General features: G+C 64.9%; 26 protein-coding genes. 7 read left to right on the forward strand and 19 right to left on the reverse strand.

What is annotated here, in order from left to right:
* The first annotated feature begins 256 nt into the window (after positions 1-256).
* The gene (locus JNC62_RS13925) at positions 257-670 is read left to right on the forward strand and encodes an SRPBCC family protein (protein WP_374839617.1); all 414 of its coding nucleotides are present in this window, start codon (positions 257-259) and stop codon (positions 668-670) included.
* Positions 670-1,026 carry a VOC family protein gene (locus JNC62_RS13930; protein WP_374839618.1) on the forward strand — a complete coding sequence of 119 codons (357 nt, stop codon included), beginning with the start codon at positions 670-672 and terminating at the stop codon, positions 1,024-1,026. Before JNC62_RS13925 ends, JNC62_RS13930 begins: the two co-directional genes overlap by 1 nt.
* A gap of 69 nt (positions 1,027-1,095) precedes the next feature.
* Here JNC62_RS13930 and ccoP read toward each other — a convergent pair whose 3' ends face one another.
* From ccoP to ccoN, 4 genes are read right to left on the reverse strand one after another with little or no spacing between them, the layout of a single operon-like run.
* A complete protein-coding gene (gene ccoP / locus JNC62_RS13935; protein ID WP_374839619.1) occupies positions 1,096-1,974 on the reverse strand; it encodes a cytochrome-c oxidase, cbb3-type subunit III in 879 nt (292 codons plus the stop codon).
* 4 nt (positions 1,975-1,978) lie between these two features.
* Positions 1,979-2,131, reverse strand: coding sequence for a cbb3-type cytochrome c oxidase subunit 3 (locus JNC62_RS13940; protein ID WP_374839620.1), 153 nt, complete (start codon positions 2,129-2,131; stop codon positions 1,979-1,981).
* Positions 2,132-2,143: 12 nt separating this feature from the next.
* Complete coding sequence (ccoO, locus tag JNC62_RS13945) at positions 2,144-2,875, reverse strand: cytochrome-c oxidase, cbb3-type subunit II (protein ID WP_374839621.1); 732 nt, start codon at positions 2,873-2,875, stop codon at positions 2,144-2,146.
* 14 nt (positions 2,876-2,889) lie between these two features.
* The gene (gene ccoN, locus JNC62_RS13950; protein WP_374839622.1) at positions 2,890-4,524 is read right to left on the reverse strand and encodes a cytochrome-c oxidase, cbb3-type subunit I; all 1,635 of its coding nucleotides are present in this window, start codon (positions 4,522-4,524) and stop codon (positions 2,890-2,892) included.
* Positions 4,525-4,701: 177 nt separating this feature from the next.
* Between ccoN and JNC62_RS13955 the strand changes: the two genes are divergently transcribed.
* A complete protein-coding gene (locus JNC62_RS13955; RefSeq protein WP_374839623.1) occupies positions 4,702-5,193 on the forward strand; it encodes a hemerythrin domain-containing protein in 492 nt (163 codons plus the stop codon).
* Positions 5,194-5,212: 19 nt separating this feature from the next.
* On the opposite strand, the gene JNC62_RS13960 is transcribed toward JNC62_RS13955, so the two are convergent.
* The 6 genes from JNC62_RS13960 to JNC62_RS13985 form a co-directional block, all read right to left on the reverse strand.
* Positions 5,213-6,148 carry a lipid A biosynthesis lauroyl acyltransferase gene (locus tag JNC62_RS13960; RefSeq protein WP_374839624.1) on the reverse strand — a complete coding sequence of 312 codons (936 nt, stop codon included), beginning with the start codon at positions 6,146-6,148 and terminating at the stop codon, positions 5,213-5,215.
* 3 nt (positions 6,149-6,151) lie between these two features.
* The gene (locus JNC62_RS13965) at positions 6,152-7,180 is read right to left on the reverse strand and encodes a zinc-binding dehydrogenase (protein WP_374839625.1); all 1,029 of its coding nucleotides are present in this window, start codon (positions 7,178-7,180) and stop codon (positions 6,152-6,154) included.
* A gap of 275 nt (positions 7,181-7,455) precedes the next feature.
* Positions 7,456-8,742 (reverse strand): beta-ketoacyl-ACP synthase, encoded by a 1,287-nt coding sequence (locus tag JNC62_RS13970; protein ID WP_374839626.1) that lies wholly within the window; start codon positions 8,740-8,742, stop codon positions 7,456-7,458.
* Between the two features lie 10 nt (positions 8,743-8,752).
* Complete coding sequence (locus tag JNC62_RS13975) at positions 8,753-9,955, reverse strand: beta-ketoacyl-ACP synthase (RefSeq protein WP_374839627.1); 1,203 nt, start codon at positions 9,953-9,955, stop codon at positions 8,753-8,755.
* Positions 9,956-9,958: 3 nt separating this feature from the next.
* Positions 9,959-10,444: a 3-hydroxyacyl-ACP dehydratase FabZ family protein gene (locus JNC62_RS13980; RefSeq protein ID WP_374839628.1), complete on the reverse strand. Its 486-nt coding sequence runs from the start codon at positions 10,442-10,444 to the stop codon at positions 9,959-9,961.
* A 120-nt stretch (positions 10,445-10,564) separates the two neighbouring features.
* A complete protein-coding gene (locus tag JNC62_RS13985) occupies positions 10,565-10,843 on the reverse strand; it encodes an acyl carrier protein (RefSeq protein WP_374839629.1) in 279 nt (92 codons plus the stop codon).
* Between the two features lie 369 nt (positions 10,844-11,212).
* Between JNC62_RS13985 and JNC62_RS13990 the strand changes: the two genes are divergently transcribed.
* Positions 11,213-11,938: a Crp/Fnr family transcriptional regulator gene (locus JNC62_RS13990; protein WP_374839630.1), complete on the forward strand. Its 726-nt coding sequence runs from the start codon at positions 11,213-11,215 to the stop codon at positions 11,936-11,938.
* 69 nt (positions 11,939-12,007) lie between these two features.
* On the opposite strand, the gene cbiB is transcribed toward JNC62_RS13990, so the two are convergent.
* From cbiB to JNC62_RS14015, 5 genes are read right to left on the reverse strand one after another with little or no spacing between them, the layout of a single operon-like run.
* Positions 12,008-12,982 carry an adenosylcobinamide-phosphate synthase CbiB gene (cbiB, locus tag JNC62_RS13995; RefSeq protein ID WP_374839631.1) on the reverse strand — a complete coding sequence of 325 codons (975 nt, stop codon included), beginning with the start codon at positions 12,980-12,982 and terminating at the stop codon, positions 12,008-12,010.
* Entirely contained in the window at positions 12,979-13,989 is a 1,011-nt protein-coding gene (cobD, locus tag JNC62_RS14000; RefSeq protein WP_374839632.1) for a threonine-phosphate decarboxylase CobD, read from the reverse strand. The genes cbiB and cobD overlap by 4 nt, the downstream gene beginning before the upstream one ends.
* A complete protein-coding gene (locus JNC62_RS14005; RefSeq protein ID WP_374839633.1) occupies positions 13,986-15,287 on the reverse strand; it encodes a cobyrinic acid a,c-diamide synthase CobB in 1,302 nt (433 codons plus the stop codon). Before JNC62_RS14005 ends, cobD begins: the two co-directional genes overlap by 4 nt.
* The gene (gene cobA / locus JNC62_RS14010) at positions 15,284-16,126 is read right to left on the reverse strand and encodes a uroporphyrinogen-III C-methyltransferase (protein ID WP_374839634.1); all 843 of its coding nucleotides are present in this window, start codon (positions 16,124-16,126) and stop codon (positions 15,284-15,286) included. Before cobA ends, JNC62_RS14005 begins: the two co-directional genes overlap by 4 nt.
* Positions 16,126-16,617, reverse strand: a complete 492-nt coding sequence (locus tag JNC62_RS14015; protein ID WP_374839635.1) for a cobalamin biosynthesis protein — start codon at positions 16,615-16,617, stop codon at positions 16,126-16,128. The genes cobA and JNC62_RS14015 overlap by 1 nt, the downstream gene beginning before the upstream one ends.
* Before the next feature lie 309 nt (positions 16,618-16,926).
* On the opposite strand from JNC62_RS14015, the gene JNC62_RS14020 reads away from it, so the two are divergent.
* From JNC62_RS14020 to JNC62_RS14030, 3 genes are all read left to right on the forward strand, one after another.
* A complete protein-coding gene (locus JNC62_RS14020) occupies positions 16,927-17,712 on the forward strand; it encodes a TSUP family transporter (protein WP_374839636.1) in 786 nt (261 codons plus the stop codon).
* Between the two features lie 224 nt (positions 17,713-17,936).
* The gene (locus tag JNC62_RS14025; RefSeq protein WP_374839637.1) at positions 17,937-19,601 is read left to right on the forward strand and encodes a cation-translocating P-type ATPase; all 1,665 of its coding nucleotides are present in this window, start codon (positions 17,937-17,939) and stop codon (positions 19,599-19,601) included.
* Positions 19,598-20,719, forward strand: coding sequence for a cation-translocating P-type ATPase (locus tag JNC62_RS14030; protein WP_374839638.1), 1,122 nt, complete (start codon positions 19,598-19,600; stop codon positions 20,717-20,719). Before JNC62_RS14025 ends, JNC62_RS14030 begins: the two co-directional genes overlap by 4 nt.
* 47 nt (positions 20,720-20,766) lie before the next feature.
* Here JNC62_RS14030 and cobO read toward each other — a convergent pair whose 3' ends face one another.
* From cobO to cobW, 4 genes are all read right to left on the reverse strand, one after another.
* On the reverse strand, positions 20,767-21,378 hold the full coding sequence (gene cobO / locus JNC62_RS14035) for a cob(I)yrinic acid a,c-diamide adenosyltransferase (protein WP_374839766.1): 612 nt from the start codon (positions 21,376-21,378) through the stop codon (positions 20,767-20,769).
* A gap of 61 nt (positions 21,379-21,439) precedes the next feature.
* The gene (locus tag JNC62_RS14040) at positions 21,440-21,826 is read right to left on the reverse strand and encodes a GFA family protein (protein WP_374839639.1); all 387 of its coding nucleotides are present in this window, start codon (positions 21,824-21,826) and stop codon (positions 21,440-21,442) included.
* The gene (cobN, locus tag JNC62_RS14045) at positions 21,823-25,788 is read right to left on the reverse strand and encodes a cobaltochelatase subunit CobN (protein ID WP_374839640.1); all 3,966 of its coding nucleotides are present in this window, start codon (positions 25,786-25,788) and stop codon (positions 21,823-21,825) included. Before cobN ends, JNC62_RS14040 begins: the two co-directional genes overlap by 4 nt.
* 117 nt (positions 25,789-25,905) lie before the next feature.
* Entirely contained in the window at positions 25,906-26,964 is a 1,059-nt protein-coding gene (cobW, locus tag JNC62_RS14050) for a cobalamin biosynthesis protein CobW (protein WP_374839641.1), read from the reverse strand.

The following is a 26,964-nucleotide window of genomic DNA, read 5'->3' on the forward strand; positions in this document are numbered from 1 at the left end:
TGCACCGTCGATTGTTTCAATGCTGGTCGACGCAGGCAGCGTCGTCCTTGGTGCAGACCAAACAGCAGTCGATTTCCGGTCGACGCCTCGTTTCCTGCCTCTGGAGACGGGGACCAAAGTAGACCAGGCCTAGAAGACGAATCGCACGCCTGGCGCAAATGCGCTCCACCTGACACAGCTGCCTTGTGGCGATACGCTCGGTCGTATGATTGAACTTCCTTCAACCGAAGGGCTGCAACTCGAAAGGAACGCGACGATGACCACCCTACCCGCCCGAATCATCCACCGCTCGATCGCCCGCGACTGGCGCGAGGTCTATGCCTTCGCCTCGAGGCCGGAGAAGATGTCGCGCTGGGCCGCGGGCCTGGCGTCCGGCCTGGCGCCCGATGGCGCGGACTGGGTGGCCGATGGCGGGCCGATTGGACAGGTTCGCGTCCGCTTCGCCCCGGACAACGATTTCGGGGTGATCGACCACACCGTCACGATGCCGAACGGGCGGGTGGTCTACAATGCCTTGCGGGTCGTGCCCAACGGCGACGGCGCCGAGGTGATGTTTACCCTGCTCCGCCTGCCGGGCATGGACGACGCGGCGTTCGAGACGGACGCCGCACAGGTGGCGCGTGATCTCGAGACACTGAAGGAATTGATGGAAACACGGGGAGACAGGTGATGGTCGCGACGGGAAAGGACTGCAAGATCGACTATATCGAGTTCGCGGTGGCGGACATCGCCCGATCGAAAGCGTTCTATGGCAGCGCTTTCGGCTGGACCTTCACGGACTACGGCCCGCAGTATTGCGAGTTCCAGGATGGCCGCCTGACCGGCGGCTTCACGACGCTGGCGCCGGTAGACGCCGCCGGCGGACCCTTGGTGATTCTCTTTGCCGACGACCTTGAAGACGCCGCTGCCCGCGTGGAAACGGCCGGTGGGCGGATCGTCAAGGCGATCTTTCCGTTTCCCGGCGGACGCCGCTTCCACTTTGCCGATCCGGATGGTTACGAACTGGGCGTCTGGTCGGATCGGTAGAGACAAAAAACGCCCCTCTCCCGGCAGGCGGCAGAGGGGCGTACTTGGAACGCAGTCTCGGACGGTGGACTATTCCCCGCCACCCAGCGAGTGCACATAAACGGCGAGCTGCTTGACGGTCGGCTCGCCGAGACGCGACAGCCAGCCGGGCATCATGCCGTGCTTGGGGGCGCGGATCTGGTTGGCGACCGCCTGCTCGCCTTCTCCCTTCAGCCAGATGGCATCGGCAAGGTTGGGCGCGCCCATCTCGCGGATGCCCTTCGCATCCTCGCCATGGCAGGAAGCGCAGTTATCGGCAAAGAGCTGCTTGCCCGGTTCGATCATGCCTGAATCGGCGGGCGTTCCAGTGAGGCTGACCACATAAGCGGCAACCTGCTTGATCTCGTCCGGCTGCAGCATGTCGCCGAATGCAGGCATTTCGGAAACATGCGTGTCGGCGTCGCCTTCGAAACGGATGCCATGCGCGATCGTCTTGTAGATCTCGTCGGGGCTGCCGCCCCAGATCCAGTCATCATCGTTCAGGTTGGGGAAGCCGGCCGAGCCGGCGGCGCCGGACCCATGGCACTGCACGCAGTTCACCCTGAACGCCGCGGCGCCGCCGGCAATCGCGAACTGAGACAGTTCCGGATCGGCGATGATGTCGGGGAGCGGGGCGGCCGCGATCCGATCCACGAACACCGTCTGCGCAGCCTTGGCCGCCTGCAACTCCTTCGCCACCTCCGCACGGCTGGAATAGCCGAGCACGCCGCGCGTCGCCTCCGTCAGCATCGGCCAGGCGGGATAGGCGATCATATAGCCGATCCCCCAGACGATGGTCGCGTAGAACGTCCAGAGCCACCAGCGCGGCATCGGGTTGTTCAGTTCGCGTATGCCGTCCCATTCATGGCCGGTGGTTTCGACGCCCGTGACGTCGTCGATGTGCTTTTCAGCCCCATGCTTGTCAGCCATGGTGTCAGTCCTCCTTGAGAGGGATTTGCGCGGCGTTCTCAGCGGCCTTGCGTCCGCCGGGCCGGAAGGTGAAAAGGATGACGCCGACGAAGAAAATCGTCATGGCGAGCAGACCCCAGACGTCGGCGAAGTGCCGCATGGCCGTGTAGGTTTCCATGGTTCGCCTCCCTTAACGATAACCGCTTGCGTCGTCATAGGTGGAGAAGTCCACCAGCGTGCCGAGCATCTGCAGATAGGCGACCAGCGCATCCATCTCGGTGAGCTTCTGCGGATCACCGTCGAAGTCACCGATCTTTGCCTTCGGATAGCGCTGCAGCAGGCCCGACGTATCCGCGTTCGGATCGGCCTGGGCCTTCAGGTCGGCCACCGCGTTCTCGAGCATCGCGTCGTCGTAGGGAACGCCGACCGCGCGATTGGCCTTCAGGTTCATGCTGACATCGGTGACCTTCAGCGGAGTCTCCTTGAGGAAGGCGTAGCTCGGCATGACCGATTCCGGCACCACTGAACGCGGCTCGATGAGGTGCTGCACGTGCCATTCGTTGGAGTAGCGGTCGCCGACGCGCGCCAGGTCCGGCCCGGTGCGCTTCGACCCCCACTGGAAGGAATGGTCGTACATGCTCTCGGCCGCGAGCGAATAGTGCCCGTAGCGCTCGACCTCGTCGCGGAAAGGACGGATCATCTGGCTGTGGCAGACATAGCAGCCCTCGCGGACATAGATGTCACGGCCAGCGAGCTCCAGCGGCGAGTAAGGACGCATGCCGTCGACCTTCTCGATCGTGTTGTCGAGATAGAAGAGCGGTGCGATCTCAACGATGCCGCCGACCGTGACCACGGCGAGCGAGGCGACCAGCAGCAGCGTTGCGTTTCTCTCCAGCTTGGAGTGGTGGTTCAATATAGACATGGATCACACGCTCCTTATTCGGCAGGTTGCAAGGCCGCAGCCGGCCGGGTGCCCATGGGGGCTTCGTTGCGCAGGCGCCCGCGAATGGTCTGGTAGACGTTCCAGGCCATCACCAAGGCACCGGCCAGGTAGAGCACGCCGCCAAGCGTCCGGATGACATAGTAGGGGAACATTGCGAGCACGGTTTCCGCGAAGGAATAGACGAGGAAGCCCTGGTCGTCGTATTCGCGCCACATCAGACCCTGCTGGATGCCGGCAACCCACATGGCGGCGGCGTAGAGCACGATGCCGAGCGTGGCGAGCCAGAAGTGCCAGCTGACCATGTTGACCGAATAGAGCCGCTCGCGGTTCCACAGCTTGGGCGCCAGATAGTAAACGGCCGCGAACGAGATCATGCCGTTCCAGCCGAGCGCGCCCGCATGGACGTGGCCGATGGTCCAGTCGGTATAGTGCGACAGCGAGTTGACGGCCTTGATCGACAGCATCGGCCCCTCGAAGGTCGCCATGCCGTAGAAGGCGATAGCCGCGACCATCATGCGGATGATCGGATCGGTGCGGACCTTGTCCCATGCGCCCGAAAGCGTCATCAGGCCGTTGATCATGCCGCCCCAGGAAGGCATCCACAGGACGATCGAGAACACCATGCCGAGCGTCTGCGCCCAGTCGGGTACGGCGGTGTAGTGCAGGTGGTGCGGGCCGGCCCAGATGTAGAGGAAGATGATCGACCAGAAGTGGACGATGGACAGGCGGTAGGAATAGACCGGCCGCTCCGCCTGCTTCGGCACGAAATAGTACATCATCGCCAGGAACGGGATGGTCAGGAAGAAGGCCACGGCATTGTGGCCGTACCACCACTGCGTCACCGCGTCCTGCACGCCTGCGAAGGCCGAATAGCTCTTCACGCCGAGGAACGACACCGGAATCGCCAGGTTGTTGATGACGTGCAACATGGCGATGGTGATGATGAAGGAGAGATAGAACCAGTTCGCCACATAGATATGCGGCTCCTTGCGCCGGATCACCGTGCCCAGGAAGACGATGAGATAGGCGACCCAGACGATGGTCAGCCACAGGTCGACGTACCACTCCGGCTCCGCATATTCGCGGCTCTGGGTAATGCCCAGCAGATAACCGGTCGCGGCCATGACGATGAAGAGCTGGTAGCCCCAGAACACGAACCAGCCGAGATTGCCGCCGAACAGGCGAGCGCGCGACGTGCGCTGGACGACGTAGAACGAGGTCGCGATTAGTGCGTTGCCGCCGAAGGCGAAGATCACCGCCGAGGTATGCAGCGGACGCAGACGGCCGAAGTTGAGCCAGGGCTCGAGATTGAGGTCGGGGAAGGCAAGCTGCGCGGCAATGACCACGCCGACCAGGAAGCCGACGACACCCCAGAAGACGGTGGCGATGACGCCATACCTGATCACTTCATCGAAGTAGGGATTGCCGTCACCTTGCTTCGCTCCGCTTCCGGACACGTGGTAGGGCGCGAAGGAAACCCGCCTTACCATGATGATGGTGCCGCCCAGAAGCACCACGAAAAGCACCCACATGTGGGCCTGGAACAGATTGTCGTGCGCGAAAGCCGCCCCGAGCAACGCCAGGAACGTGCCCACGGCCAGAAGCGCGGTCTCAAAACCATATTTCATCGTTGGCATCCCCAACTCAACGTCGTTACGCGCCGTGCGGCTTCACCCGAATCCCGCCACGGCATCAAAGCACTGCTCGCAAATACACGAGAGGGCAGCCTTGATACAGATCAAGGCCGGACATGGTTTCCAGGAGCAAAAGTCAGTCTCGTTACTTCGGGAAGGGGAGCAGACGCCATGACACTGGCACAAAAGGAACAGGACAGAGTGGACCACCTTCTCTCCACCATGCCGCGCAACACCATATCGCTGGACTGGCTGGCAGGAGCGCACCGGGAACAGCTGCTGTTGTGTGACGCACTCGAGGAGATCGCCGATAGTTTGCCTGCCAACATAAATCGGCAGAAGTGCATCTATGCGGCAAAAGTCCTCGGCCCGCTGATCCACAACCTGCATCGCTATGAAGAACAGGTGATCTTTCCGCACCTGGCCGCGCAGGCCGGCCGCGCCGGCGCGCTCGAAGCCACGCTGAACCGGCTGAAGTTCGAGCATTGCGAGGACGAGTGCTTCGCAGAGGAACTGATCGATACGCTCCTGAAACTCGGGAGCGGCGCCGAGGACGTCAATGCCGAAGCGGCCGGGTACATGCTGCGCGGCTTCTTCGAAACGATCCGCCGGCACATCGCATTCGAGCGCGAACACCTGTTGGGCCGGCTGTGGCACTCTTGAGCTGACGGGGACCTCCCCGTCACGCCTTGAGGTGATGCTTGATTTCCCAGCGGTCGTGATACCACAACCATTGACCGGGGTACTCGCGCACCCACTCTTCGACCTTGTCGTTCAGTTTCTGCGCCGTCGCCTCGACATCCACCGCGCCGTCGGGACGGCGCGGGATTTCCATGGCCGGCTCCAGTTCGAGGCGGAACCGGTTGCCCGGCAACCTGATGCAGCGGGCCGGAAACACCTCGCAACCAAACTGGCGCACGAGTTTGGGCAGTAGCGGATTAGTGTGGACCGGACGACCGAAAAAGGTCGTGGGAACCCCTTTTCTGTACTTCTGGTCGACGAGGACGCCGACAGGATTGCCGCTGTCGAGCTTGCGCGCCAGCGTGAACGAAGAACCGGCATGCGACGGCACGAGGTTGCCCATGCGCGCGCGGCGGAACTCGAACACCTTGTCGGCGACATAGGGGTTGTTCGGTGGCCGGAACAGAACCGTCACGTCCAGCCCGAAGGCCGCGCCCGCGACCGGCAGCATCTCGAAGTTGCCGGTATGGCCGGTGAAGACGATGAAGGGGCGCGGATTGTAGCGCAGGTCGACGAACAGCGGGATGCCGGACACCTCGACCCGCCCGACCTCCAGATTGTAGGGATCGAAATCGAAGAGCCGGTCGAGAAAGACGTATTCGGCGGCCATGCGGCCCATGTTGCCCCAGCTATCCAGCGCGATCTCTTCGAGTTCGGCTTCCGATTTCTCCGGGAACGCGTTGCGCAGATTCGTCATCATCAGCACGTGACGGCGCGTCTTCGGCCCGATCCAGCGCACGACGCGATCGGCGAAATTCATCGCCCCGTCGGCCGGAAAGAGCTTCATGAGGCTGAGGAGGCCGAAGACGAACTGGGCGACCAGCCACTGCTCGAAACTGCGCAGCGCCAGCACAATGCGAGTGACAATCTTGCGCACGGGTCAGTCCAGCCGCAGCACGATCTTGCCGAAGATCTGGCGCGATTCCATGCGCTCCAGCGCAGTCGCGATGCCATCGAAGGTGACTTCGGTGTCGATGACCGGATGAACGATGCCGCGGGCCATCTTCTGCATGGCGTTCGCCATGTTCTCCATCCGGCAGCCGAACGAGCCGAGCAGCTTCAACTGCTGCTGGAACAGCATCATCAGGTTCATTTCGGTCGACACACCCGAGGTCGAGCCGCAGGTGACGAGTCGCCCGCCGCGCTTGAGGCAGAGCATCGAGCCAGCCCAGGTGTCCTTGCCGACATGCTCGAAGACGACGTCGACGCCCTTCTTCTTGGTCAGCTTGCGCACCACGCCCTCGAATCGGTCCTCGCGGTAGTTGATGACGTGGTCGGCGCCGAGCGCCTTCGCCTTCTCGATCTTGTCGTTCGAGCCCACGGTGGTGATCACGGTGCAGCCGATCTTCTTGGCGAGCTGGATCGCCGCCGTGCCGATCCCAGATCCGCCGGCGTGAACCAGGATCGTCTCTCCGGATTCCAGCTTGGCATTGTCGAACAGCATGTGCTCAACCGTGCCGAACGTGACGGGCGCGAGCGCAGCACCGATCGCATCAACGCCGGGAGGCGCGGGCACGAGCTGGCGCGCCGGAATGTTGATCTTCTCCTGTGCGAAGCCGTCCAGATGGAATCCATGGACGCCGCCGACATGTTCGCAGAGGTTGTCACGCCCCTCGCGGCAGGGCTTGCACAGACCGCAGGTGCGCGCGCCATAGACCGCGACGAGTTGACCCGGCAGGACATTGGCAACACCCGGACCGATCTGGTCGACGACGCCAGAGGCCTCGGCCCCGATCACGAGCGGCATCTTGCGCTTGGCGAACGCCATGCCGCGCCAGCCCCAGACGTCGATGTGGTTGAGGGCAACCGCCTTGACGCGCAGCGTCACCTCCCCCGGTCCCGGCGCGGGTGGCTCGGGAAGGTCGGTCAGTTCGAGCTTGCGGTCGTCGAGGAGCTGGAGTGCACGCATGTTCTTTTTCCTTTGCCGCGGCGGCGACGAATATTCTTGGAAGGCAGAGTGCGGTCCGCGTACGGGCACCCTGAAGCAGAAGCTTCGCACCGCCCCATCGGGGTGTCGATGCGCCGCTTTTCGACCGATGCTCTAGCGCATGGGCCGAAAAACCGGAACATCTTTTCGCATCTGGGGGGACGCGAGGACTGGTGTCTTTTCGACGCGGATTGCGCCCTGCGCCGGAGCATGCGGTACCGGACGGAGGCCCTTGCCCGTCCGGTTCCGCCCACCGCTCAGCCCGGTTCGGCCGTCATGACCAGGCTGGCATTCTGCCCCCCGAAGCCGAAGGAGTTTGAAAGCACGGCCGAAACCTGCTTGTCACGCTTCACGTTCGGCACGACGTCGAGCACGATGCCCGGATCGGGGTTCTGGTAGTTGATCGTCGGCGGCAGCGTGCCGGTGAGCATGGTCTGGATCGAGAACACCGCCTCGATCGCGCCCGCCGCCGTCAGCGTGTGACCGATCATCGACTTGTTCGACGAAACCGGGATCTTCGACAGCCCCTCCCCGAACACCGTCGACATGGATAGATACTCCATCTTGTCGTTCTCCGGCGTCGAGGTGCCGTGCGCGTTGATGTAGCCGATCCCGTCCTCGGCGATCCCTGCGTCTTCCAGCGCTGCGCGGATCGTGGCAATCGCCGGCCCGCCGTCCGGAGAGGAACGGGTGCGGTGGAAGTGGTCGGCCTTCTCGCCGCAGCCCTTCAGGATGCCGAGCACGCGGGCGCCGCGCGCGACGGCCGATTCCAGCGATTCCAGCACCAGCGTTGCCGCGCCCTCGGCGATCACGAAACCGTCGCGATCCTTGGTGAAGGGTTTAGATGCCCTCTCCGGCGGATCGTTCTGGGTCGATAGAGCCGAAAGGAGGGCAAAGCGGATCAGTGCCTCCGCGGTCACCGATCCATCGGTACCGACAGTCAAGGCGCGTTCGGTGCGTCCCTGCCGAATCGCCTCGACGCCGAGCTGGATCGCGGTGGCGCCGGAGGCGCAGGCCGTCGAAAGCGTCACCGGCAAGCCGCGCGTGCCGAAACGATCGGCGAGCCGCTCGGAGATCGCCCCGAAGAGCCAGGTCTCGTACAGCGCCGGATCGGGCTTCTCACGCAGAACAGCCATGAAGCGGTCATAGGCATCGCCCGGCCGTTGCATCGGCGGGGCGCGTTCGGCCAGCGCAAACCGCTGGCTCCATTCCGGCTCGATCGGCGGGGCAGCCAGAAACAGCGGCCCGCCGAAATCACCCGAGAGCCCGGCCTGGGCCAGCGCTTCCTCGGTCGTCTCGCGCGCATAGAAATAGGACCGCTCCACCGGATTTTCGGCAGGCAGTTTGACGAAATCGACAGTACCGGCGATGCGGGTATTGAGGCCATCCACCGGGAAGCGGGTGATGCCGTGGATCCCGGATACGCCGCCGGACAGCGCGGCCCAATTGTCCTCGAGCCCCTGGCCGAGCGACGTGATCACGCCCATGCCGGTGACGGCGACGATCGGGCGTCCAAGATGGTCCCTGTAGGCTGCCTTGCTCATGCCCCCGTCCTCACTTCTCTGCGTTCAGCATGGCGAGGCCCTCGCCGCGCGTGTGGCCGACGGTCGTGACGATCGCCGTCGAGGCCGGTCCGCTCATCGCCCGCTCCGCCGAAGCATCAAAGGGCGGAACCTTCGCCTGGCTCGAAATTGCCAGCGCCGCAAGCGCGAGCCCCAGCGGGAATTGCGTTTCCAGCGCGTGGCCAACCAGTCCGCTGTAGCCCCGCACCGGCACGCCGGCGAAGCGGTGCTCCAGCCATGCCTTCTCGCGGCCGGTCACTCCGTGCAGACCCGAGGCGCCGGTAAAAATGACTGTGGAATCGGCATTCGCCTCGACGGCGTCCGCCAGCGCTTCCAGCCGGCGCTCCAGCCGTCCGTCTTCGCGCCGGCCGCGATCGCCGCCGATCGTGGTGATCGTCGCATAGATGCGTGCGCCGCGCGCCTCGGCGTGCGCACGTGATTCCAGCACCAGGAACGCGCCGACCGACCCGGTCACGACGCCGCCACCCGCATTCGGGTCGCGCGACCACAGCGGCGTCCAGGAACCCGTGGCATGTGCACCCATCGCCTCGTAGAGCAAAATGACATCCGCCCGCTCTGCGACAAATGCACCGCCGACTAGCGTATGTGTCGATTGTCCCGCCTGGATCCGGGCAAATGCAGTCTCGATCGCGCTGATGCCGGCCGCCTCCTCGCCCATGAAGGTTCGCGACGATCCCGTGACCTTGTGAACGATCGAGATGTTGCCCGCCATCAGGTTGGACAGTTGGGCGAGGAACAGCGTCGGGCGCAGTTCGGTGGTCAGCTTCTCGTTCAGCAGCCGCTCGCGGTCGTTGCGCTTCAGTCCCTCGTCGACAATCAGCGAATCGACATTGATGTCGCGCTCGCCGCCCCCGCAAGACACGATCATGTCCATCGTACCGCAGGCTTCGACATCTTCCTTCAGGCCGGCATCGTCGAGTGCGAGACCGGCGGCAAACACGCCAAGGCGCTGCCAGTTCTCCATCTGCCGCTGGTCGCCGCGCTTGGCGATCTGTTGCGACCAGTCGATCTCCGGGAGGGGGTGCACCGGATAGGGGGCAAAGCGGTCCACATCGATCTTCAGTTCCGGCGCTCGCTCGGATTTCAGATGGGCGATGTGCGGCTCGACGCCGACACCCTGACAGGTGACGATGCCGATTCCGGTGATGACGACGTCGTTTGCAGCCTTCGTCATGCGTCAGGTCCTTTCGCCGCCGCTGGCGGCAAGGGCTTCGAACAGCCCGAGTTCCTCGGCCCGCTTGCGCACTATATCGCCCAGCGGCACTTCGTTGAACGGCATGGTCCGCAGCTTCAGCTGCGCGTCACAGATCTTCTTGCCATCGGATGTAATCCTGGCCTTAGTGACGGCAAACCCGGATCCGTCGTGCTCGAGAACGGCCTCAATATCCAGAACGGCTTCGGGTTCGACAAACGTCCGCATCTTTGCGCCGTCGACCGACATCAGAAAGGGCATGGCGGCGAAGTTGGTCGCGGCGAGCACGAGAAAGCCCGACGCCTGCGCCATCGTCTCGATCAAAAGCACGCCCGGAACGAGCGGCATGCCGGGAAAATGGCCCTCAAAGACCGGGCTCCTCGCAGGCACCACGGAACGCGCCTTGAGTGTCGCGCGCTCGGCGTCCACAGACACCACGCGATCGATCATCTGGAAATATTCAAGCAGCATCGAGAACCCATGCCTCCGGCAAAACCGGAAATCGAATGGTCTATCGGATATAGCAGGCCGGAGCAGCCTGATATCGGTCAGAAGCGGCACCTGGAGCGCCGCCGTCAATTCGATGGCGAATCAGGCTTTGGCGGCCCGCAGTTCGTCGATCTTGGCGCAAAGGTTGCGCAGAACGAAGTATTCTTCGGTCGCCACCTTGCCTTCATTGACATCCTGCGTCCATTGCTCGAGCGGAATCTTGATGCCGAACTCCTTGTCGATCGCAAACACGATGTCGAGGAAATCAAGGCTGTCTATGCCGAGATCGTCGATCGTGTGGCTCTCCGGCTTGATCGTTTCACGATCGATCTCGCTGGTTTCCGCGATGATGTCGGCAACCTTGTTAAATGTAGCTGTCACGCCAGTACCTCATGATTTCTATGGTTTGGCGATCCTATAAGTAAATGCGGCGGAAATGCCAATGGGCAGATCCCCGACTGCAGCATTTTGGCAACAGCTTGTTGCTCTAACACCAGTTGAAGCCGGCCACGGTCTCACCCACATTGCTCCGGAGCGGGGCGGCCATGGCCACGTTGCAAAAATGCTGATCAACTAAAGCCGTGCATCTGATTCTGGTCAAGCCGGCCGCGCTGAGTTCGGATCAGCTGGCTTCAACTGACGATCGCGATAAATTGCCGCGATCGGAGACTGCGGCAACCATGTCGCATTGTAAGCGCCAGCGATCTCCTTCAAGGGTGACGGGCGTCAAATCGAAGAGAGGCGGCACCAATGGACATGCAGCGCAGCGATATTCACAATTCAGATACCCCGGTCGCGTGCCGCTCCTGCGAAGCACGTCATGGTGGCGTCTGCGGAGCGCTGTCCGCCGAGCAGCTCCTGGAGCTCAGCAAACACTCCACACGCAAGCGTCTTGAGGCCGGCACCGAACTGGTCGGCCAAGGCGAGGAAACCTGCACTTGCGCCAACATCATGCGCGGCGTTGTCAAACTGACCCGGATGATGCCGGACGGCCGCCAGCAGATCGTCGGCCTGCAGTTTGCGCCGGATTTCCTGGGCCGCCCCCATGCCACCGAAAGCCCGCATAGCGCCGAAACGGCGACGGAGACCGAAATCTGCACCTTCCCGAGGCAAATGCTTGAACGCCTCGTCAGCCGTTCGCCGGATCTGGAGCATCGGCTTCATCAGCAGACACTCAAGGAACTTGATGAAGCACGCGACTGGATGCTGACGCTTGGACGGAAGAACGCTCAGGAAAAGGTCGCGAGCTTCCTGCACCTGATCGCGACGCATTACGATCCGGAAACGGTGGAAGGCACGGCCTTCGAACTGCCGCTCTCGCGCGCCGACGTTGCAGACTTCCTTGGCCTGACGATCGAAACCGTCAGCCGCCAGTTCACCAAGCTGCGCAAGGATGGCGTCATCCACATCGAGAACAATCGCCATGTCACCGTGCCCGACCTCGAACGGCTGCAGCAGTTTGCCGGCATCGACTGAAGCACACGCACTCCAGCAGACCCCGGTGTCGGGACGCGCAGCAAGCAAATCTGACGGTCGCGCTGTCGTTCATGCCGCAATGACGGCGCCGGCAATAGCCGCCAATACCAGCACATCGCAGGCACGATCGAAGATCGACAGGGCCGCGCCAATGTCGCCCGCCGTCGCCATTGCGCGGCCGGCGGCGTTGATCATAGGCTCCTCGACGCGCACCCCGCCATAGATCCGCGGCCCCGCAAGGCTGATGCCGAGCGCGCCGGCCATGGCCGCTTCCGGCCAGCCGGCATTGGGCGACCGGTGCAGGCCGTTGTCGCGAAGTCCGAGGTCGAGCGCAGCGCGCGCGGTGCGGCCGCCCTTGTCGATCCAAGCGCCGGCTGCAATCAGCAGGATCGAAAGACGCGCCGCCGGCCAGTTGGCCAGATCGTCCAGCCGCGCGGATGCCCAGCCGAACTCGAGATACTTCGCGTTCTTGTGGCCGATCATCGAATCCGCCGTGTTGAGCATCTTGTAGGCAAGCAACCCGGGCAGCCCAAGCAGGGCATACCAGAGAGCCGGTGCGACCACCCCATCGGAAAAGTTCTCCGCAAGACTCTCGACCGCGGCGCGGCACACGGCGGGTTCGTCAAGCGTCGCCGGATCGCGGCCGACAATCATCGAGACCGCCTGTCGCCCGCTCTCCAGGCCGCCGCGCTTCAGGCCGGTCGCAACCGCGCCCACATGATCGGCCAGAGACTTCTGGGCAAGGAAAAGTGCAACGATCATCGCCTCGACCGCCCAACCGAGCCAGCCGAGCCCCATCAGCAGGCTGTGGATGAGGTAGCCGGCAAGGAGGCTGGCCGCAAGCAGCGCGCCGATCGCGACCGCTCCGTTGAACCTGCGGGTCTCGGCATGCATGCGCTTGCCGTTGAAAAAATGATCGAATGCCGAAATTGCCCAGCCGAACACGACCACCGGATGGGGCACGCGGTTCCACAGCTTCGGCGGATCGCCGACGATGCGGTCCAGAACGAGGGCAACGGCAAGGACGATGAGCGTGGCGGTCATGGATCAGAGCGAAAACTGGCAAGTGCTTCTGCAAGGCGCATGTCGGCGGCCGCGTCCGGCGCAAGACCGAAGCGTAGCCAGCGCCGATCATAATCGAATGCGCGCACGAGAACATGGCGACTGCAGAGCCATTCCTGCAATTTTTGCGCTTGTGCATGCTCAACGAGCGAAAACAGCGGTGTTCCGCCGACAATCGGTAGACCCGCAGCTTGCAGGACGGCGTCGAGGGCGGCCTTGCGCTCCCGAATCGCCTTGCGGATCGGCTCGCAATCGCCGGTCATCAGACCGGTGGAAATCGTCAGTGCCGGGCCGGACACCGCCCAGGGTCCAAGCCACTCCGCAAGATCCGCAAGCAGCGCCTTTTCGCCGAGGACGTATCCCAGCCTCAGACCGGCAAGGCCGAAGAACTTGCCGAAGGAGCGGAAGACGACAAGCCCCCTGCCGGTGCCGGCATGGGGCGCGAGCGCGGCCGACGGCTCGATATCGGCGAAGGCTTCATCGACAACCAGCGTTCCCCCGGCCTCGGAAAGGCTTCGCCACAGCCGCAGGAGCTCTTCGGAGCGATAGAGCCGCCCGTCGGGATTGTTGGGATTGACGACGACGACCAGCCCGTGATCCTCACGCACTCCCTCCAGACTGTCGATCGCATCAACCGCCACTCCGGCATTTCGCAGCACGCGACCATACTCGCCATAGGTCGGAGAAACGACCGCAGCGCGGCGGCCCGGCGGCACGATCCTTGGCAGAAGCTGGATTACCGCCTGCGTTCCCGGCACCGGCAGCGGCAGGCAGTTTCCGCTTCGATAGTAGGCCGCGGCGGCCAGACGCGCCTCGCCGAGCCGGCTCTGATCCGGGAGCCGGTGCCATGCGGCCGCATCGATCGGCGGCAGTTGCACCGGGCACGGGTTGATGCCGGTGGAGAGGTCGAGCCAGTCTTCCGGGCGGCCGCCATAGCGCGCCGCCGCAGCCGAGAGGCCGCCGCCGTGCTGGATCGGCGCCTCGCTCATGGCTGCACCGCGATGTCGATCAGATGCATGTAAGATCCCGACACGTTGCCCCGCCGCAGTCCGGCCTTGCCGAGGTCCGCGCCCGTTGCGTCGGCCACGGCAAAGAGCCTGTCCGCGTCGCCCTCATCGACAACGGTCGAATAGTGAAACTCGTGCGCCGTCATCGGCCGCGAAAATCCAGAGGCGTCGAGTGGCGTCAGACGCCGGTATCCGAGCTGGCGGCGGCGCTCGGCAAAGCTGGTCACAAGCGGGAGCAGGCCAAGCATCGCGTGCCGGGCGCCATCCGCCGAAACCAGGCCCTCCCCCAGGGTCATGTAACCTCCGCACTCGCCATAGACGCGCGCGCCGCGACGAGCAGCGGCGACCATGCCTTCCTTGAAATTCGTCGCATTGGCAAGGGTTTCGGCATGAAGCTCCGGATACCCGCCGGGCAGGTACACCGCGTCGCAATCCGCAGCCGGCGTCTCATCGGCAAGCGGGGAGAAGAAGGAAATCTCGGCGCCGTTGTCCCTCCAGCCCTGGAGAATGTGCGCATAGATGAAGGCAAAGGCCCGATCGCGCGCGATCGCAATCCGCTGTCCGAGTGGCTCAAGGCGGGGAGCATCCGCCGGTACCGGCCCTGACTGGCAAGCGCCGGCATCCGCAAGCCGATCCAGCGCGATGCTCCGGCGCATCACCTCCGCAGCCCGGTCGACGAAGTCTTCCAGGGCGGCGTGCTCGCCCGCCTGGACAAGCCCCAGGTGCCGCTCCGGCAAGACGAGCCCGGGATCCCTGGCAATCGCGCCAAACACCGTGACGCCGGCCCTTTTCAGCGCATCGCGCAGCATTGCCTCGTGGCGGGCGCTGCCGACCTTGTTGAGGATGACGCCGCAGACACGGACATCGGCACGGAAATCGATATAGCCGCGCACGAGCGCTGCAACCGAATGTGACAGCCTGCTGCAATCGACCACAAGGACGATCGGAAGCCCGAGCATCGCGGCGAGATCCGCCGGCGTGCCGGTGCCGTCCGCCGCCCCATCGAAAAGCCCCATCATCGCCTCGACCAGAAGCAACCGGTCGCCGTCCCGCTGCCTGGCTGAGAGGTCTGCCAGCAGTTCCGGGCGCATCGCCCAGGGATCATAGTTCAAGCAGTCGGCGCGGGCGGCGGCGGCATGAAAAGCGGGGTCGATAAAGTCGGGGCCGGCCTTCCCCGGCGCCAGTGCCATTCCATGATCCGCAAAAGCCCGCAGCAGGCCGAGGGTCACGGTCGTCTTGCCCGACCCGGAGGCCGGAGCCGCGATCATCAGCCCTCTCATGCGGGATCTTTCAAGGTGCGGGAGCCGAACGGGTCGGGCGCCAGCGTCCTGCCGTCCCGCAAGGCCCCGAGCCAGTCAAGCGATCCGCGAAGCCTCACCACATCACCGACGACAACGATCGCGGGCGGCTCGAGACCCGCTTCGGCCGCATCTTCCGCAGCACGCGACAGGGTGGTTTCCAACACCGTCTGTTCCGCCGTCGCGGCATTGCAGACGAAGGCAACCGGCTCGTCCGGCGACCGGCCGGCGCCGATCAGGTTTTCGGCAATCTGCCCAATATGCTTCATCGCCATGTACATGACGATGACTGGGGACCCGGCGGCAATGCCGCTCCAGTTGATGCGGTCGGGGACAACGCCGGACGAATCATGGCCGGTCAGGAAGGTGACGGCGTGATTAACCTCGCGATGGGTGACGGGAATGCCGGCATAGGCGAGCCCGCCGATCCCGGCGGTGATGCCCGGAACCACGCGAAAGGGGATATTGTGCTCGATCAGCGTGAGCGCCTCTTCACCGCCACGGCCAAAGACAAACGGATCGCCGCCCTTCAACCGCAGGACGCGCTTGCCGGCGCGGGCAAGCTCCACGAGCCGAAGCGAAATGTCGCGCTGTTGCGGCGACGGTTTGCCGCCGCGCTTTCCGGCGAACTCCAGCGCGGCACCCACCTTTGCCATCTTCAGACATTCGGCATTGACGAGCGCGTCGTGAACGATGACGTCGGCCTGTCGCAGCGCCTGCACGGCAAGCAGCGTCATCAGGCCCGGGTCTCCGGGTCCCGCACCCACAAGCCAAACGCTTCCCGGCTCCATAACCGGGAGGGACGAGAACAGTGCGTCCATCAGACGGCCCTCCCCATAGATGACGCGACACTTGAAGCAACCGATTCACCTTGCAAAGAAGCAACCCCAACAGGTTGAAAGGACTCCGCGATCGCGGCGGTCGCGCGCGCCGACTTGACCTTCGGAACCACAAGCCGACCGTCGCGTCCGGCTGCCGCGAGTGCCGACGCCTCCGCGACCCCGTGGCAGCCGGTGTGGCGAAAAACGATCTCGGACGGATTGGCCAGCCGCCATGTCTCCGCTTCCAGCGTTGTCGGATCGAAGGTGCGGAACGGCACGCGGAAGTGGCGGGCAACCGCCTGGATCGCCGGCTCGTCGGCGCGTGTATCGAGGGAGGCGACCGTGACCAGGGCGGCGGGATCAAGGCTGGCCGAACGCAGCGCCTGCTCGGCAAGCGCAATGACCTCGCTCGCGCCGGCGCCCCGCTCGCAACCCAAGCCGAGCACGAGGACCGGTCCCCCGCCCTTGGTGGCTTGCGCCGATTGCTTCATCTGCCCTCTCCTCGCCTCCGGGTCATGCGAGAGTTCGGGCATTCCCGTCTCGACAGCCCCGACCTTGATCCCCTTCCCGGGTCGATCACATCGAGCACCTCTCCGGCCCCGCCAAGGGCACCGTCGCATGTCGGTCTGTTTACCGGAGCGCATTTTCCCGGTCAAACCGGATTGCGGCGTCGAATGAAGCGTGAGCGCCATCCCGTCGGCCCCCCCGCCTGCTGCGGCAACAAACTCGCGGCACTTTGCAAATGCAGCCGGCTTCTGACAAAGAGACAACAGCATTTTTCTCGCCTGCCGGACCAGCCCGTGATCGACCTCGCTCTCCACGTCCTGTTTTTTCTGTTTCTTGCCGCCTTCCTCGCAGGCTTCATCGATTCGATCGCCGGCGGCGGCGGCATGATCACCATTCCGGCCATGCTGCTCGCCGGCATACCCCCGCTGCAAACGCTCGGGACCAACAAGCTGCAGGCCCTGTTCGGTTCAGGCTCGGCGACTCTCGCCTATGCGCGGGCGGGACAGGTGAATCTGCGCAAGCAATTGCCGATGGCGGCCTTGTCGGCCATCGGCGCGGCCCTCGGTGCCGCTGTTGCGACGGTGCTGCCGGGCGACGTGCTGAAGGCGGTGCTGCCCTTCCTGCTGCTCGGCATCGCTCTCTACTTTGCCCTCAAGCCGAACATCGGAGACGTCGACAAGCATCGGCGGCTGGCGGAAGCGGCCTTCGCCCTGACCGTCGTGCCGCTGATCGGCTTCTACGACGGCGTGTTCGGACCGGGCACCGGATCGTTCTTCATGCTCGCCTTCGTGACACTTGCCGGCTTCGGCGTACTGAAAGCGACCGCGCATACGAAACTCTTGAACTTCGGCTCCAACATCGGCGCCTTCGCCGTCTTCCTCGCCTACGGGGCGATGTTGTGGAAGGTCGGACTGCTCATGGGCGTCGGCCAGTTCCTCGGCGCGCAGGCAGGCTCCCACTTCGCGATGAAGCGGGGCGCCAAGATCATCAAGCCGCTCCTGGTCGTCACCAGCATGGCGCTGGCGATAAGGCTGATGGCGGATCCCGCGAATCCGCTGCGGCTCTGGCTCGGCGTCTAACGACGTCTCATCGCCGCCTACAATTCCGACCGTCGAGCAAAGATCGCCTGACGTCCTGTGAGTTCATCGGCAAAGGCGCGGTGGTGGTTAACGACCACCATCATTCCCGTTCGCGTGATGCCGCGGGGCGGCGCGCCTTGCCCCGGACTCGTTCTTTTATTCGGAGGTGGCCTAACGCGGCGATCGTCGTAATATCATCGCTCGATCCGAGCGCCAGAGGCAGCATGGTCACGATTGACGCGTCCAATGCACATCTCGAAACCGCGGCCGGTCTGCTTGCGCGGCTAGGGACCAACCCGCAGACCGGTCTGTCCTCAACCGAGGCGGAGGGTCGTCTCCGAAACTATGGTCCAAACGTGCTGAATGCCGAAGAGCCGGTACCCGCCTGGCGCAAGTTCCTGGCTCAGTTCACCGACGTCCTCGTCGTCCTGCTCATCATCGCGGCGTTGATTTCCGGCGCCCTGTGGTTGATCGAACGCGACACCGCTCTGCCCTATGAGGCGATTGCCATCCTCGCCATTGTCTTCCTGAACGCGGTGATGAGCTATCTTCAGCAGTCGCGCGCGGAGCAGGCGATCGCAGCGCTGAAGCAGATGGCTGCCGCACGGGCAAAGGTAATCCGCGACGGCGTGGTACAGCAGATCCCATCCGCCGAGCTGGTTCCCGGCGACATTCTCCTTATAGAGGAAGGCGATACCATTCCCGCCGACGCGAGACTGATCCAGTCGACGGCGCTGCAAACGGCGGAAGCCGCGTTGACCGGCGAGAGCCTTCCGGTCTCCAAGGACATCGCCCCGATCGAGCACGAAGCGGCCGTCGGGGACCGCCACAACATGGTGTTCAGTGGCACCTCGGCTACCTACGGCCATGGTCGTGCCGTGATGACTTCGACCGGCATGGCGACCCAGATGGGCAAGATTGCCGGTTTGCTGGAGACGACCCCAGACGAGAAAACCCCGCTTCAGAGTGAGCTCGATCGCGTGGGGCGGGTACTGGGCCTGATCGTCATCGCCATCGCGGTGGTGATGATCGCCACCATACTCGTCTTCGAGGAGATTGCCGACTTCTCCGCCCTTCTCGATGTGCTGATTCTCGGGGTCGCCTTGGCGGTTGCAGCCGTACCCGAGGGGTTGCCGACCGTCGTGACGGCAGTCCTGTCCTTGGGCGTCCAGCGGATGGCGCGTCGGAATGCGATAGTCCGGCATCTCGCGGCTGTGGAGACCCTCGGGTCCGCCAATGTCATTGCCTCGGACAAGACCGGAACGCTGACCCGCAACGAAATGACCGTGAAGCGGGTGGTCACGGCGAGCGGCAGCATCGAGCTGGGAGGCATCGGCTACTCTCCGCATGGCGACGTGCGGTCTGGCGACGGCGGCCCGGTCGACGGGGCTCTCAGGACCGAACTGGTCCGCACCCTGGCGGCAGCCGACCGCGCGAACAACGCCGTCCTGCAGGAGCGGCAAGGTCGATGGATCGTCCAGGGAGACCCCACGGAGGGAGCATTGATCGTCGCGGCCCGAAAGGCCGGCCTTGAGCCTGACGAACTGGACGCCCGCTTCGACCGGATCGGCGAGGTCCCGTTCTCATCGGAACGCAAGCTGATGAGCACGATCCACGCGGATGCCGAGCGGGAGCATCTGCGTGCGTTCACCAAGGGCGCGGCCGATGTGCTCCTGGCCAGATGTTCGCACGAACTCGTCGGAAGCGAAGCGCGGCCCCTGACAGCGGAACGCCGCGCCGCCATTCGTGCGGCAAATGACGCGTTGGCCAACGAGGCGTTGCGCACGCTGGCAATCGCGTTCCGATCCATTCCCCGCGACGCCTACCGGCGCAGCCGCCTCCTGGCGACCTCGAGCGCGATCTCGTCTTCCTCGGCCTCATCGGAATGATCGATCCGCCGCGACAGGAGGCAAAGGAGGCGGTCGCGACGGCAAGGTCGGCAGGCATTCGCTGCATCATGATAACAGGCGACCATCCACGCACGGCTGCGGCAATAGCCTTGGAACTCGGCATCAGCGAGGATGGGCGCGCCGTAACCGGTGCGGAACTGGAGAAGATGTCGCCCGAGGAACTCGAAGAGACCGTGCGGCAGGTCTCGGTCTACGCCCGGGTCAATCCGGACCACAAGCTCCGTATCGTCAACGCCCTCCAACGCGGCGGGATGACGGTTGCGATGACAGGGGACGGGGTGAACGACGCGCCTGCCCTCAAGACCGCCGACATCGGGGTGGCGATGGGGATCACCGGAACCGACGTTTCCAAGGAAGCCGCCGACATCGTGCTTGCGGACGACAACTTCGCGTCCATCGTCGCAGCGGTGGAGGAAGGTCGCGTCATCTTCTCGAACATCCGCAAGTTTCTGCGCTACCTGCTCTCATCGAACATCGGCGAGGTGATGACCATGTTCTTCGGCGTCCTCTTGGCGGACCTGATCGGGCTTGTCGCAGGTTCCGGAGAGGTCGTGCTGCCGCTTCTGGCGACGCAGATCCTCTGGATCAACCTGGTCACGGATGGGGCCCCGGCGCTTGCGCTCGGGCTGGATCCTGCCGACACGGATATCATGCGGCACCCGCCGCGCCCGCGCGGCGAGGGGGTCATCACCCGGCGGATGTGGATCGGGATCTTCTATGTCGGAACGATCATGGCAGTGGGCACGCTGCTCGTCCTCGATGCCAGCCTCCCCGGTGGGCTGATCGAAGGCCACGGTACGCTGCAGTACGCACAGACAGTGGCCTTCACCACGCTGACCATCTTCCAACTCTTCAACATCCTCAACGCGCGTTCGGACGAACTCAGCGCATTTGTCGGATTGTTCGCCAACCGGTGGCTCTGGCTCGCGATCAGCCTATCCCTGTTCCTGCAGGCCGCCGTCGTCTACACGCCGTTCCTGCAGGAGGCATTCTCCACCGTTCCTTTGGACTTTTCCGACTGGCTGTTCTGCGCCTCGGTCGCCAGCTCGGTGCTCTGGCTCCGAGTATTGGCCAAGCTCATCTTGAAGGCAGCGTGACAGGCGTCGGGCGAGTACTGAAATTCATGCAGCCGCCCGCTTCGCCCTTAGAACTCGACGCCGATCTGCGCCTTAATGCCGGAGCGGAACGGGTGCTTCACCAGCTCCATCTCGGTGACGAGGTCGGCGATCTCGATCAGTTCCTCCTTGGCGTTGCGGCCCGTCAGCACGACATGGGTCATATAGGGCTTCTCCGTCGACAGGAACTCGACGACCTCGGCGACGTCGATGTAATCGTAGCGCAGCGCGATGTTGATCTCGTCGAGCAGCACCATCGAGTTGCGTTCGTCGCGGATCAGCTCCTTGGCCTTCTCCCAGGCCTTCTGGGCCATCGCGATGTCGCGGGCCCGGTCCTGGGTTTCCCAGGTGAACCCTTCTCCGAGCGTGTGGAACTGGCAGAGATCGGAGAAATGCCTCTCGATCAACTCGCGCTCGCCCGTGAGCATCGCGCCCTTGATGAACTGCACGACCGCGCAGGGCTTGGCGTGGGCGATGTGGCGGAAGATCATGCCGAAGCCGGCCGTCGACTTGCCCTTGCCCTTGCCGGTGTGAACGATGACCAGACCCTTCTCGTCGGTCTTCGTCGCCATGATCTTTTCGCGCGCCTGCTTCTTCTTCGCCATCTTCTCCGAGTGGCGGGCAAGCTCGGCTTCGGTCATGCCGATTTCGGGGCCGGTGTCGGTGACGGTTTCGTTCTCGGTGTCGCTCATCGCATGCTCCTCAATCGTGCTTGGGCAGGTCGTCGTCGCAGGCAAGCCACGCGACCCGTTCGCTCCAAAACCAGTGCCTGGTGATCTCCACGCCGGAGGCGTCCTCGAGGGCGCCGACATAGAGGTCGATCTCCTGCGGCCGCTCCGCCGTCTCGTAGCTCATCGGCGAGCCGCAGGCGATGCAGAAGCCGCGCGACACGCCGGGCGAAGAGGCGTAGTGGCGCAGCGTGTCGCCGTCGAACACCACATCCTTCCTCGCGACGCTGAAAAAAGTCGTCACCGGCGACGAGGTCGCCCGCCGGCAACTCTCGCAATGGCAATGGCCGGCGCGGATCACCGGACCGGACACGCGAAAGCGTACTGACCGGCACAGGCAATGTCCGGAAAGCTCGGTCATGACGCCCTCCTCCTTTCCGCAATCGTCTCCAGCTCGAAGCGTGCCGAGTTCGAGCGCGGCGACCACAGCCGCCGATCGATTGCCTCGACCAGCCGATCGGCCATCTCCTTCAGGGCCGCGGGGTTCTTCTCGAGCATGAAATCCCGCACCCGCTCGTCGAGAATATACGCCCGATAGACCTCTTCGAAATGGTGATCCTTGACGGCACCGGTCGTCGCGGCGAAGGCGAACATGAAATCGACGGTGGCGGCGAGTTCGAAGGCGCCCTTGTAGCCGTGGCGCATGACGCCATCGATCCACTTCGGATTGACGACGCGGGCGCGCACCACCCGGCCGATTTCATCCTCCAGCGTTCGCACAACCGGCTTTTCCGGGCGTGAATGGTCGTTGTGGTAGACGGTCGGCTGCGTGCCGGTCAGGTGGGCGACCGCCGCCGCCATGCCGCCCTCGAACTGGTAGTACTCGTCGCTGTCGAGCAGGTCGTGCTCGCGGTTGTCCTGGTTCTGGACGATCGCCTGCAGGCTCTTCATCCGCGCCTCCAGCCGGTCGCGGCTAAAAGCATCCTCGCCCTCCCCGGCATAGGCATGCGCGCCCCAGGCGAGCCAGGCTTCGGCCAGGTCGCCGCGGTCCTTCCAGAGGCCCTCGTCCATCATCGTCTGCAGGCCGGCGCCGTAGCTGCCGGGTTTTGCCCCGAACACGCGATAGCCAGCCTGCGCCCGCGCCTCGCCCTCGCTGGCACCGCTCGCGGCGAGACTTGCCGCCTCGGCGCGCATGCGGGCGGCGATCGGGTTGTCCTCGTCGTCCTCGTCGAGCGCGCCGATGGCGCGCACCGCCCGGTCGAACAGCGCGATCTGCTCGGGGAAGGCGTCGCGGAAGAAGCCGGAAATCCGCAGCGTCACGTCGACGCGCGGCCGGCGCAGCATCGCCGGCGGGATGATCTCGTAGCCGGTGACGCGGCGGGACACGGCATCCCAGACGGGCTTCGCGCCGATCAGCGCCAGCGCCTGGGCGATGTCGTCGCCGCCGGTGCGCATGTTCGAGGTGCCCCAGGCGGTGATGCCGAAGGAGGTCGGCCATTCCCCGTGGTCCTGAGCGTAGCGTGTCACCAGCAGTTCCGCCGATTTCTTGCCGAGCTCCCAGGCGGCCGGCGTCGGCACGGCGCGGCTGTCGACGGAATAGAAGTTGCGCCCGGTCGGCAGCACGTCCGGCCGCCCGCGCGTTGGCGCGCCGGAGGGGCCCGGCTCGACGAAGCGGCCATCGAGGCCGCGCATCAGCGCCGCCATTTCGGCTTCGCCGCAGGCCTCGATCGACGGCCGGATCGCAGCGTCCACCTGGTCAAGGACGGCGCGGGTGGCGGTCCAGCCCGCCGGGCACGGCAGTTCGTGACCCACCAGCTTTGCCGCCAGGAGTTCGATGCGCTCGACCGTATCGCCGGCCGTGCGCCAGGGGGCTTCGGTTTGCTGCGCGAGAATTTCGGGTTTGGGACCGGTCCACGGGTCGGAGGGGACGCAGTCGAGCGGGTCGAAGCAAGCGTCCAAAGCGTCCGCCGCGATCGCCCGCTGCAGGCTGGCGTCGCCGCCTTCGTCGAGGCCGCGCGGCACCCGGGCCAGTGAAAGGGTCAGGTCGGTGAGCAGCCGCCCCGAGGGCGAGACGCCGAAGACGTGCAGCCCGTCGCGGATCTGCATCTCCTTCAGGTCGCAGAGATAGGCGTCGAGTTTTTGCAGCGCCGCCTCCTCGCCGTCCGATTTCGCGATGCCGGCGTCCTGGTCGAGGCCGATGTCGCGGACCAGGTCAAGGATCTGCTTGCTGAGAAGCTTGATGCGGCGGGGATCGCCGCCGGAGGCGTCGTAATACTCGTCGACGAGCGCCTCGAGATCCTTCAGCGGCCCGTAGGTCTCGGCGCGCGTCAAAGGGGGCGTCAGGTGGTCGATGATGACGGCCGCGGAGCGGCGCTTGGCCTGGGTGCCCTCGCCCGGGTCGTTCACGATGAAGGGGTATAGATGCGGTATCGGCCCGAGCACGGCTTCCGGATAGCAGACCTCCGACAGCGCCAGTGCCTTGCCCGGCAGCCATTCGAGGTTCCCGTGCTTGCCGACATGCACGATGGCATGCGCGCCAAAAACCTCGCGAAGATGGGCGTAGAAGGCGAAGTAGCCGTGCGGCGGCACGAGGTCGGGCGAGTGGTAGGTGTCCTTCGGATCGATGTTGTAGCCGCGCGCCGGCTGGATGCCGACCAGCGTCTCACCGAAGCGGGCAAGCGGCAGGGCGAAAACGTCGCCCATAAAGAACGGATCGCTCTCCGGGGCGCCCCAGCGCGCCGTGACGCCTTCCTGAACTGGTTTGGGAAGAGAGGCGAAGAACGCCTTGTAGCGTTTCAGGGAAATGGTTTCGCGGATTTCCCGGCCGTCGCTCGCTGCATTGGTCGGCCCGGCCATGAGGTGCGCCATCATGGCATCGCCATCGGCGGGCAGATCGCCGGTGACATAGCCGCCAGAGCGCATCGACCGGAGGATTTCCAGCGTGCCGGCCGGCGTGTCGAGGCCGACGCCGTTGCCGAGCCGGCCGTCGCGATTCGGATAGTTGGCCATGACCAGCGCGACGCGCCGTTCTTGGGCCGCCGTGCGGCGTAGCCGGGCCCAGTTGGCGGCAAGGCGGGCGGAGAAGCGGATGCGGTCCTCGACCGGCTCGAGGCCGAGGATGTTGGTCTCGACCTCGGCGTCCCAGCGCGCCGCCGACTTGAAGGAGACTGCGCGGGCGAGCACCCGCCCGTCCACCTCCGGCAGCGAGACGTTCATGCCGAGGTCGCGCGCCGTAAGCCCCTGCCCCGAGCCTTCCCAGGCCGCGCGCGAGGAGCCGGAAAAGATCACCTGCAGCACCTGCGCGCCGCCCTCGTCGAGCACGGTGGGCTTGCGGTTCGCGCCGGGCGCCGAGACGGCGAAGCTGGTGGCGTTCAGCACCACGTCAGGCGAGACAGCGGCGAAGGCCGCCCGCAGCGTTTTGACCGAGGCGGGATCCTTCAGGCTGGAGACGAAGACCGGCAGCGGCCGCACGCCCTCCGCCGCCAGCGCCTCGATCAGAAGCTCGACCGGGGCGGTCTCGCCGCTCTGCACGTAGGCGCGGTAAAAGCAGATGGCGACGGTCGGGGGGATACTTGTGTCCGTCGCGAACTGCCCCTCATCCGCCCTTTGGGCACCTTCTCCCCGCAGGCGGGGAGAAGGAAGGATGGCGCCCGCTGCGGGCGATCCCGCCCCCTCTCCCCGTTCACGGGGAGAGGGCTGGGGTGGGGGGCAAAGCTCATCGGCAGAGGCTACGCGTGAGGGGCCACCGGGAGAGGCTTGCGGCGAGGGATAAAGTCCCCGCGAAGAACACGCGGCCTCGTCGCAAAGCCCGGCCCATGTCCCGACGTCGACGACGCCCCTGCCCGGCCACCAGATGCCGGCCTTTTCCAGCGGCGTCGCTGGCGCCGGCTTTTCGCCGCCGGTGACGAGCGCGTCGGCATAGGCGAGGAAGCGGGAGGCGTTGTCCGCCCCGCCCTCGGTCAGATAGGCCCACAGGGCGAGCCGGTCGTCCTCGGCAATGCGGTTGAACGGCGCCAGTCCCGCGTCCGGCCGGTCGTCGCCCGGCAGCGCCACCAGGGCGATATCGTTGGCGACGGCGGTGGCGTGCAGTGCCTCGAGCACGTAACGGAAATAGCTGGCGCCGCCGAGCGCGCGAATGACGATCAGCTTCGCGTGTCGCGCCGTGCGCTCGACATAGGTGTCGACCGACATCGGGTGGGACAGCGAGGCGAGGCTGGCAAGCCGCAGCCGCGTTCCTGCTTGTCGTCCGCGATTGGCGGCGGCGATCGCGGCGAGCTCGGTATCGGCGGCGGACAGGAACAGCACCTCGCCCGGCGACTGGCCAAGGTCGATAGCCTCCTTGCCGTCGGCGATCGTGCCTTTCTGGGCTAGGAGAAGGTGCATGCGCGCCCTCCACGGAATTGACGTCCCCTCACCCGGCCCTGCGGGCCGCCTTCTCCCTGCCGGGGAGAAGCGGGAGCCAGCATGCGATGGCCCTGCCCCGGAAACACGGCTGCGACCTCAGTTCGCGGCAGCGGCGATGGCGGCGCGGATGGCGGGCTCGTCGATGTCGTGCAGGCCGATGACGACGAGGCGGGTGCCGCGGGCCTCGCCGGGCTTCCAGGCGCGCTCAAAATACTGGTCGATGCGGCTGCCTACGGCCTGGATCAGGAGGCGCATCGACTTGCCGGGCACGTCGGCGAAGCCCTTGAGGCGCAGGATGTCATGCGCAGCGATGACGCCCTTCAGCCGCTCCACGAAGCCGGCCGGATCGGCCACGGCGCCGACTTCGACGACGAAGCTTTCGAACTCATCATGGTCGTGGTCGTGCTCCTCGCCGTTCTCATGCTCGAGATCGTGGTGCGACTTGCGGTTGGCGATGTCGTCCTCGGAGCCGATGCCGAGCCCGAGCAGGACGGCGGCGGCGACCTCGCCGTTCCTCGCCTCGATCATCGCCGGCTTGCGGGTGATGCGGGAAGCGACCTCCTCGCGCACGGCCTTGAGGCCGGCGGCGTCGATCAGGTCGGTCTTGTTGAGCACGATCAGGTCGGCGGCAGTCAGCTGGTCCTCGAACAGTTCCTCCAGCGGGCTCTCGTGATCGAGGTTGTCGTCCTCGACCCGCAGCGCATCGACCCGGTCGTGGTCGTCGGCGAAGCGGCCAGCGGCGACGGCGGCGCTGTCGACAACGGTGATGACGCCGTCGACCGTCACCTGGGTCTTGATCTCCGGCCAGTTGAAGGCGGCGACCAGCGGCTGCGGCAGCGCCAGGCCGGAGGTCTCGATGACGATGTGGTCGGGGCGGTTCTCGCGCTCGAGCAGCTTCGACATGGTCGGGATGAAATCGTCGGCGACGGTGCAGCAGATGCAGCCGTTGGTCAGCTCGATGATGTCGTCCTCGCTGCAGGCCTCGGCACCGCAGCCCTTCAGCACATCGCCGTCGACGCCGAGGTCGCCGAATTCGTTGATGATCAGCGCGATGCGCTTGCCGTTGGCATTCTGCAGCAGGTTGCGGATCATCGTCGTCTTGCCGGCGCCGAGGAAGCCGGTGATGACGGTGGCGGGAATCTTCTGCTGGAGCAT

Source organism: Mycoplana ramosa (assembly GCF_041930185.1).
Lineage (GTDB): Bacteria > Pseudomonadota > Alphaproteobacteria > Rhizobiales > Rhizobiaceae > Mycoplana > Mycoplana ramosa.

Coding starts and splice junctions, on each gene's coding strand:
- JNC62_RS13925 (WP_374839617.1), top strand. CDS start 257: ATGACCACCCTACCCGCCCGAATCATCCACCGCTCGATCGCCCGCGAC.
- JNC62_RS13930 (WP_374839618.1), top strand. CDS start 670: ATGGTCGCGACGGGAAAGGACTGCAAGATCGACTATATCGAGTTCGCG.
- ccoP (WP_374839619.1), bottom strand. CDS start 1,974: ATGGCTGACAAGCATGGGGCTGAAAAGCACATCGACGACGTCACGGGC.
- JNC62_RS13940 (WP_374839620.1), bottom strand. CDS start 2,131: ATGGAAACCTACACGGCCATGCGGCACTTCGCCGACGTCTGGGGTCTG.
- ccoO (WP_374839621.1), bottom strand. CDS start 2,875: ATGTCTATATTGAACCACCACTCCAAGCTGGAGAGAAACGCAACGCTG.
- ccoN (WP_374839622.1), bottom strand. CDS start 4,524: ATGAAATATGGTTTTGAGACCGCGCTTCTGGCCGTGGGCACGTTCCTG.
- JNC62_RS13955 (WP_374839623.1), top strand. CDS start 4,702: ATGACACTGGCACAAAAGGAACAGGACAGAGTGGACCACCTTCTCTCC.
- JNC62_RS13965 (WP_374839625.1), bottom strand. CDS start 7,180: ATGCGTGCACTCCAGCTCCTCGACGACCGCAAGCTCGAACTGACCGAC.
- JNC62_RS13970 (WP_374839626.1), bottom strand. CDS start 8,742: ATGAGCAAGGCAGCCTACAGGGACCATCTTGGACGCCCGATCGTCGCC.
- JNC62_RS13975 (WP_374839627.1), bottom strand. CDS start 9,955: ATGACGAAGGCTGCAAACGACGTCGTCATCACCGGAATCGGCATCGTC.
- JNC62_RS13980 (WP_374839628.1), bottom strand. CDS start 10,444: ATGCTGCTTGAATATTTCCAGATGATCGATCGCGTGGTGTCTGTGGAC.
- JNC62_RS13990 (WP_374839630.1), top strand. CDS start 11,213: ATGGACATGCAGCGCAGCGATATTCACAATTCAGATACCCCGGTCGCG.
- cbiB (WP_374839631.1), bottom strand. CDS start 12,982: ATGACCGCCACGCTCATCGTCCTTGCCGTTGCCCTCGTTCTGGACCGC.
- cobD (WP_374839632.1), bottom strand. CDS start 13,989: ATGAGCGAGGCGCCGATCCAGCACGGCGGCGGCCTCTCGGCTGCGGCG.
- JNC62_RS14005 (WP_374839633.1), bottom strand. CDS start 15,287: ATGAGAGGGCTGATGATCGCGGCTCCGGCCTCCGGGTCGGGCAAGACG.
- cobA (WP_374839634.1), bottom strand. CDS start 16,126: ATGGACGCACTGTTCTCGTCCCTCCCGGTTATGGAGCCGGGAAGCGTT.
- JNC62_RS14015 (WP_374839635.1), bottom strand. CDS start 16,617: ATGAAGCAATCGGCGCAAGCCACCAAGGGCGGGGGACCGGTCCTCGTG.
- JNC62_RS14025 (WP_374839637.1), top strand. CDS start 17,937: ATGGTCACGATTGACGCGTCCAATGCACATCTCGAAACCGCGGCCGGT.
- JNC62_RS14030 (WP_374839638.1), top strand. CDS start 19,598: ATGATCGATCCGCCGCGACAGGAGGCAAAGGAGGCGGTCGCGACGGCA.
- cobO (WP_374839766.1), bottom strand. CDS start 21,378: ATGACCGAAGCCGAGCTTGCCCGCCACTCGGAGAAGATGGCGAAGAAG.
- JNC62_RS14040 (WP_374839639.1), bottom strand. CDS start 21,826: ATGACCGAGCTTTCCGGACATTGCCTGTGCCGGTCAGTACGCTTTCGC.
- cobN (WP_374839640.1), bottom strand. CDS start 25,788: ATGCACCTTCTCCTAGCCCAGAAAGGCACGATCGCCGACGGCAAGGAG.
- cobW (WP_374839641.1), bottom strand. CDS start 26,964: ATGCTCCAGCAGAAGATTCCCGCCACCGTCATCACCGGCTTCCTCGGC.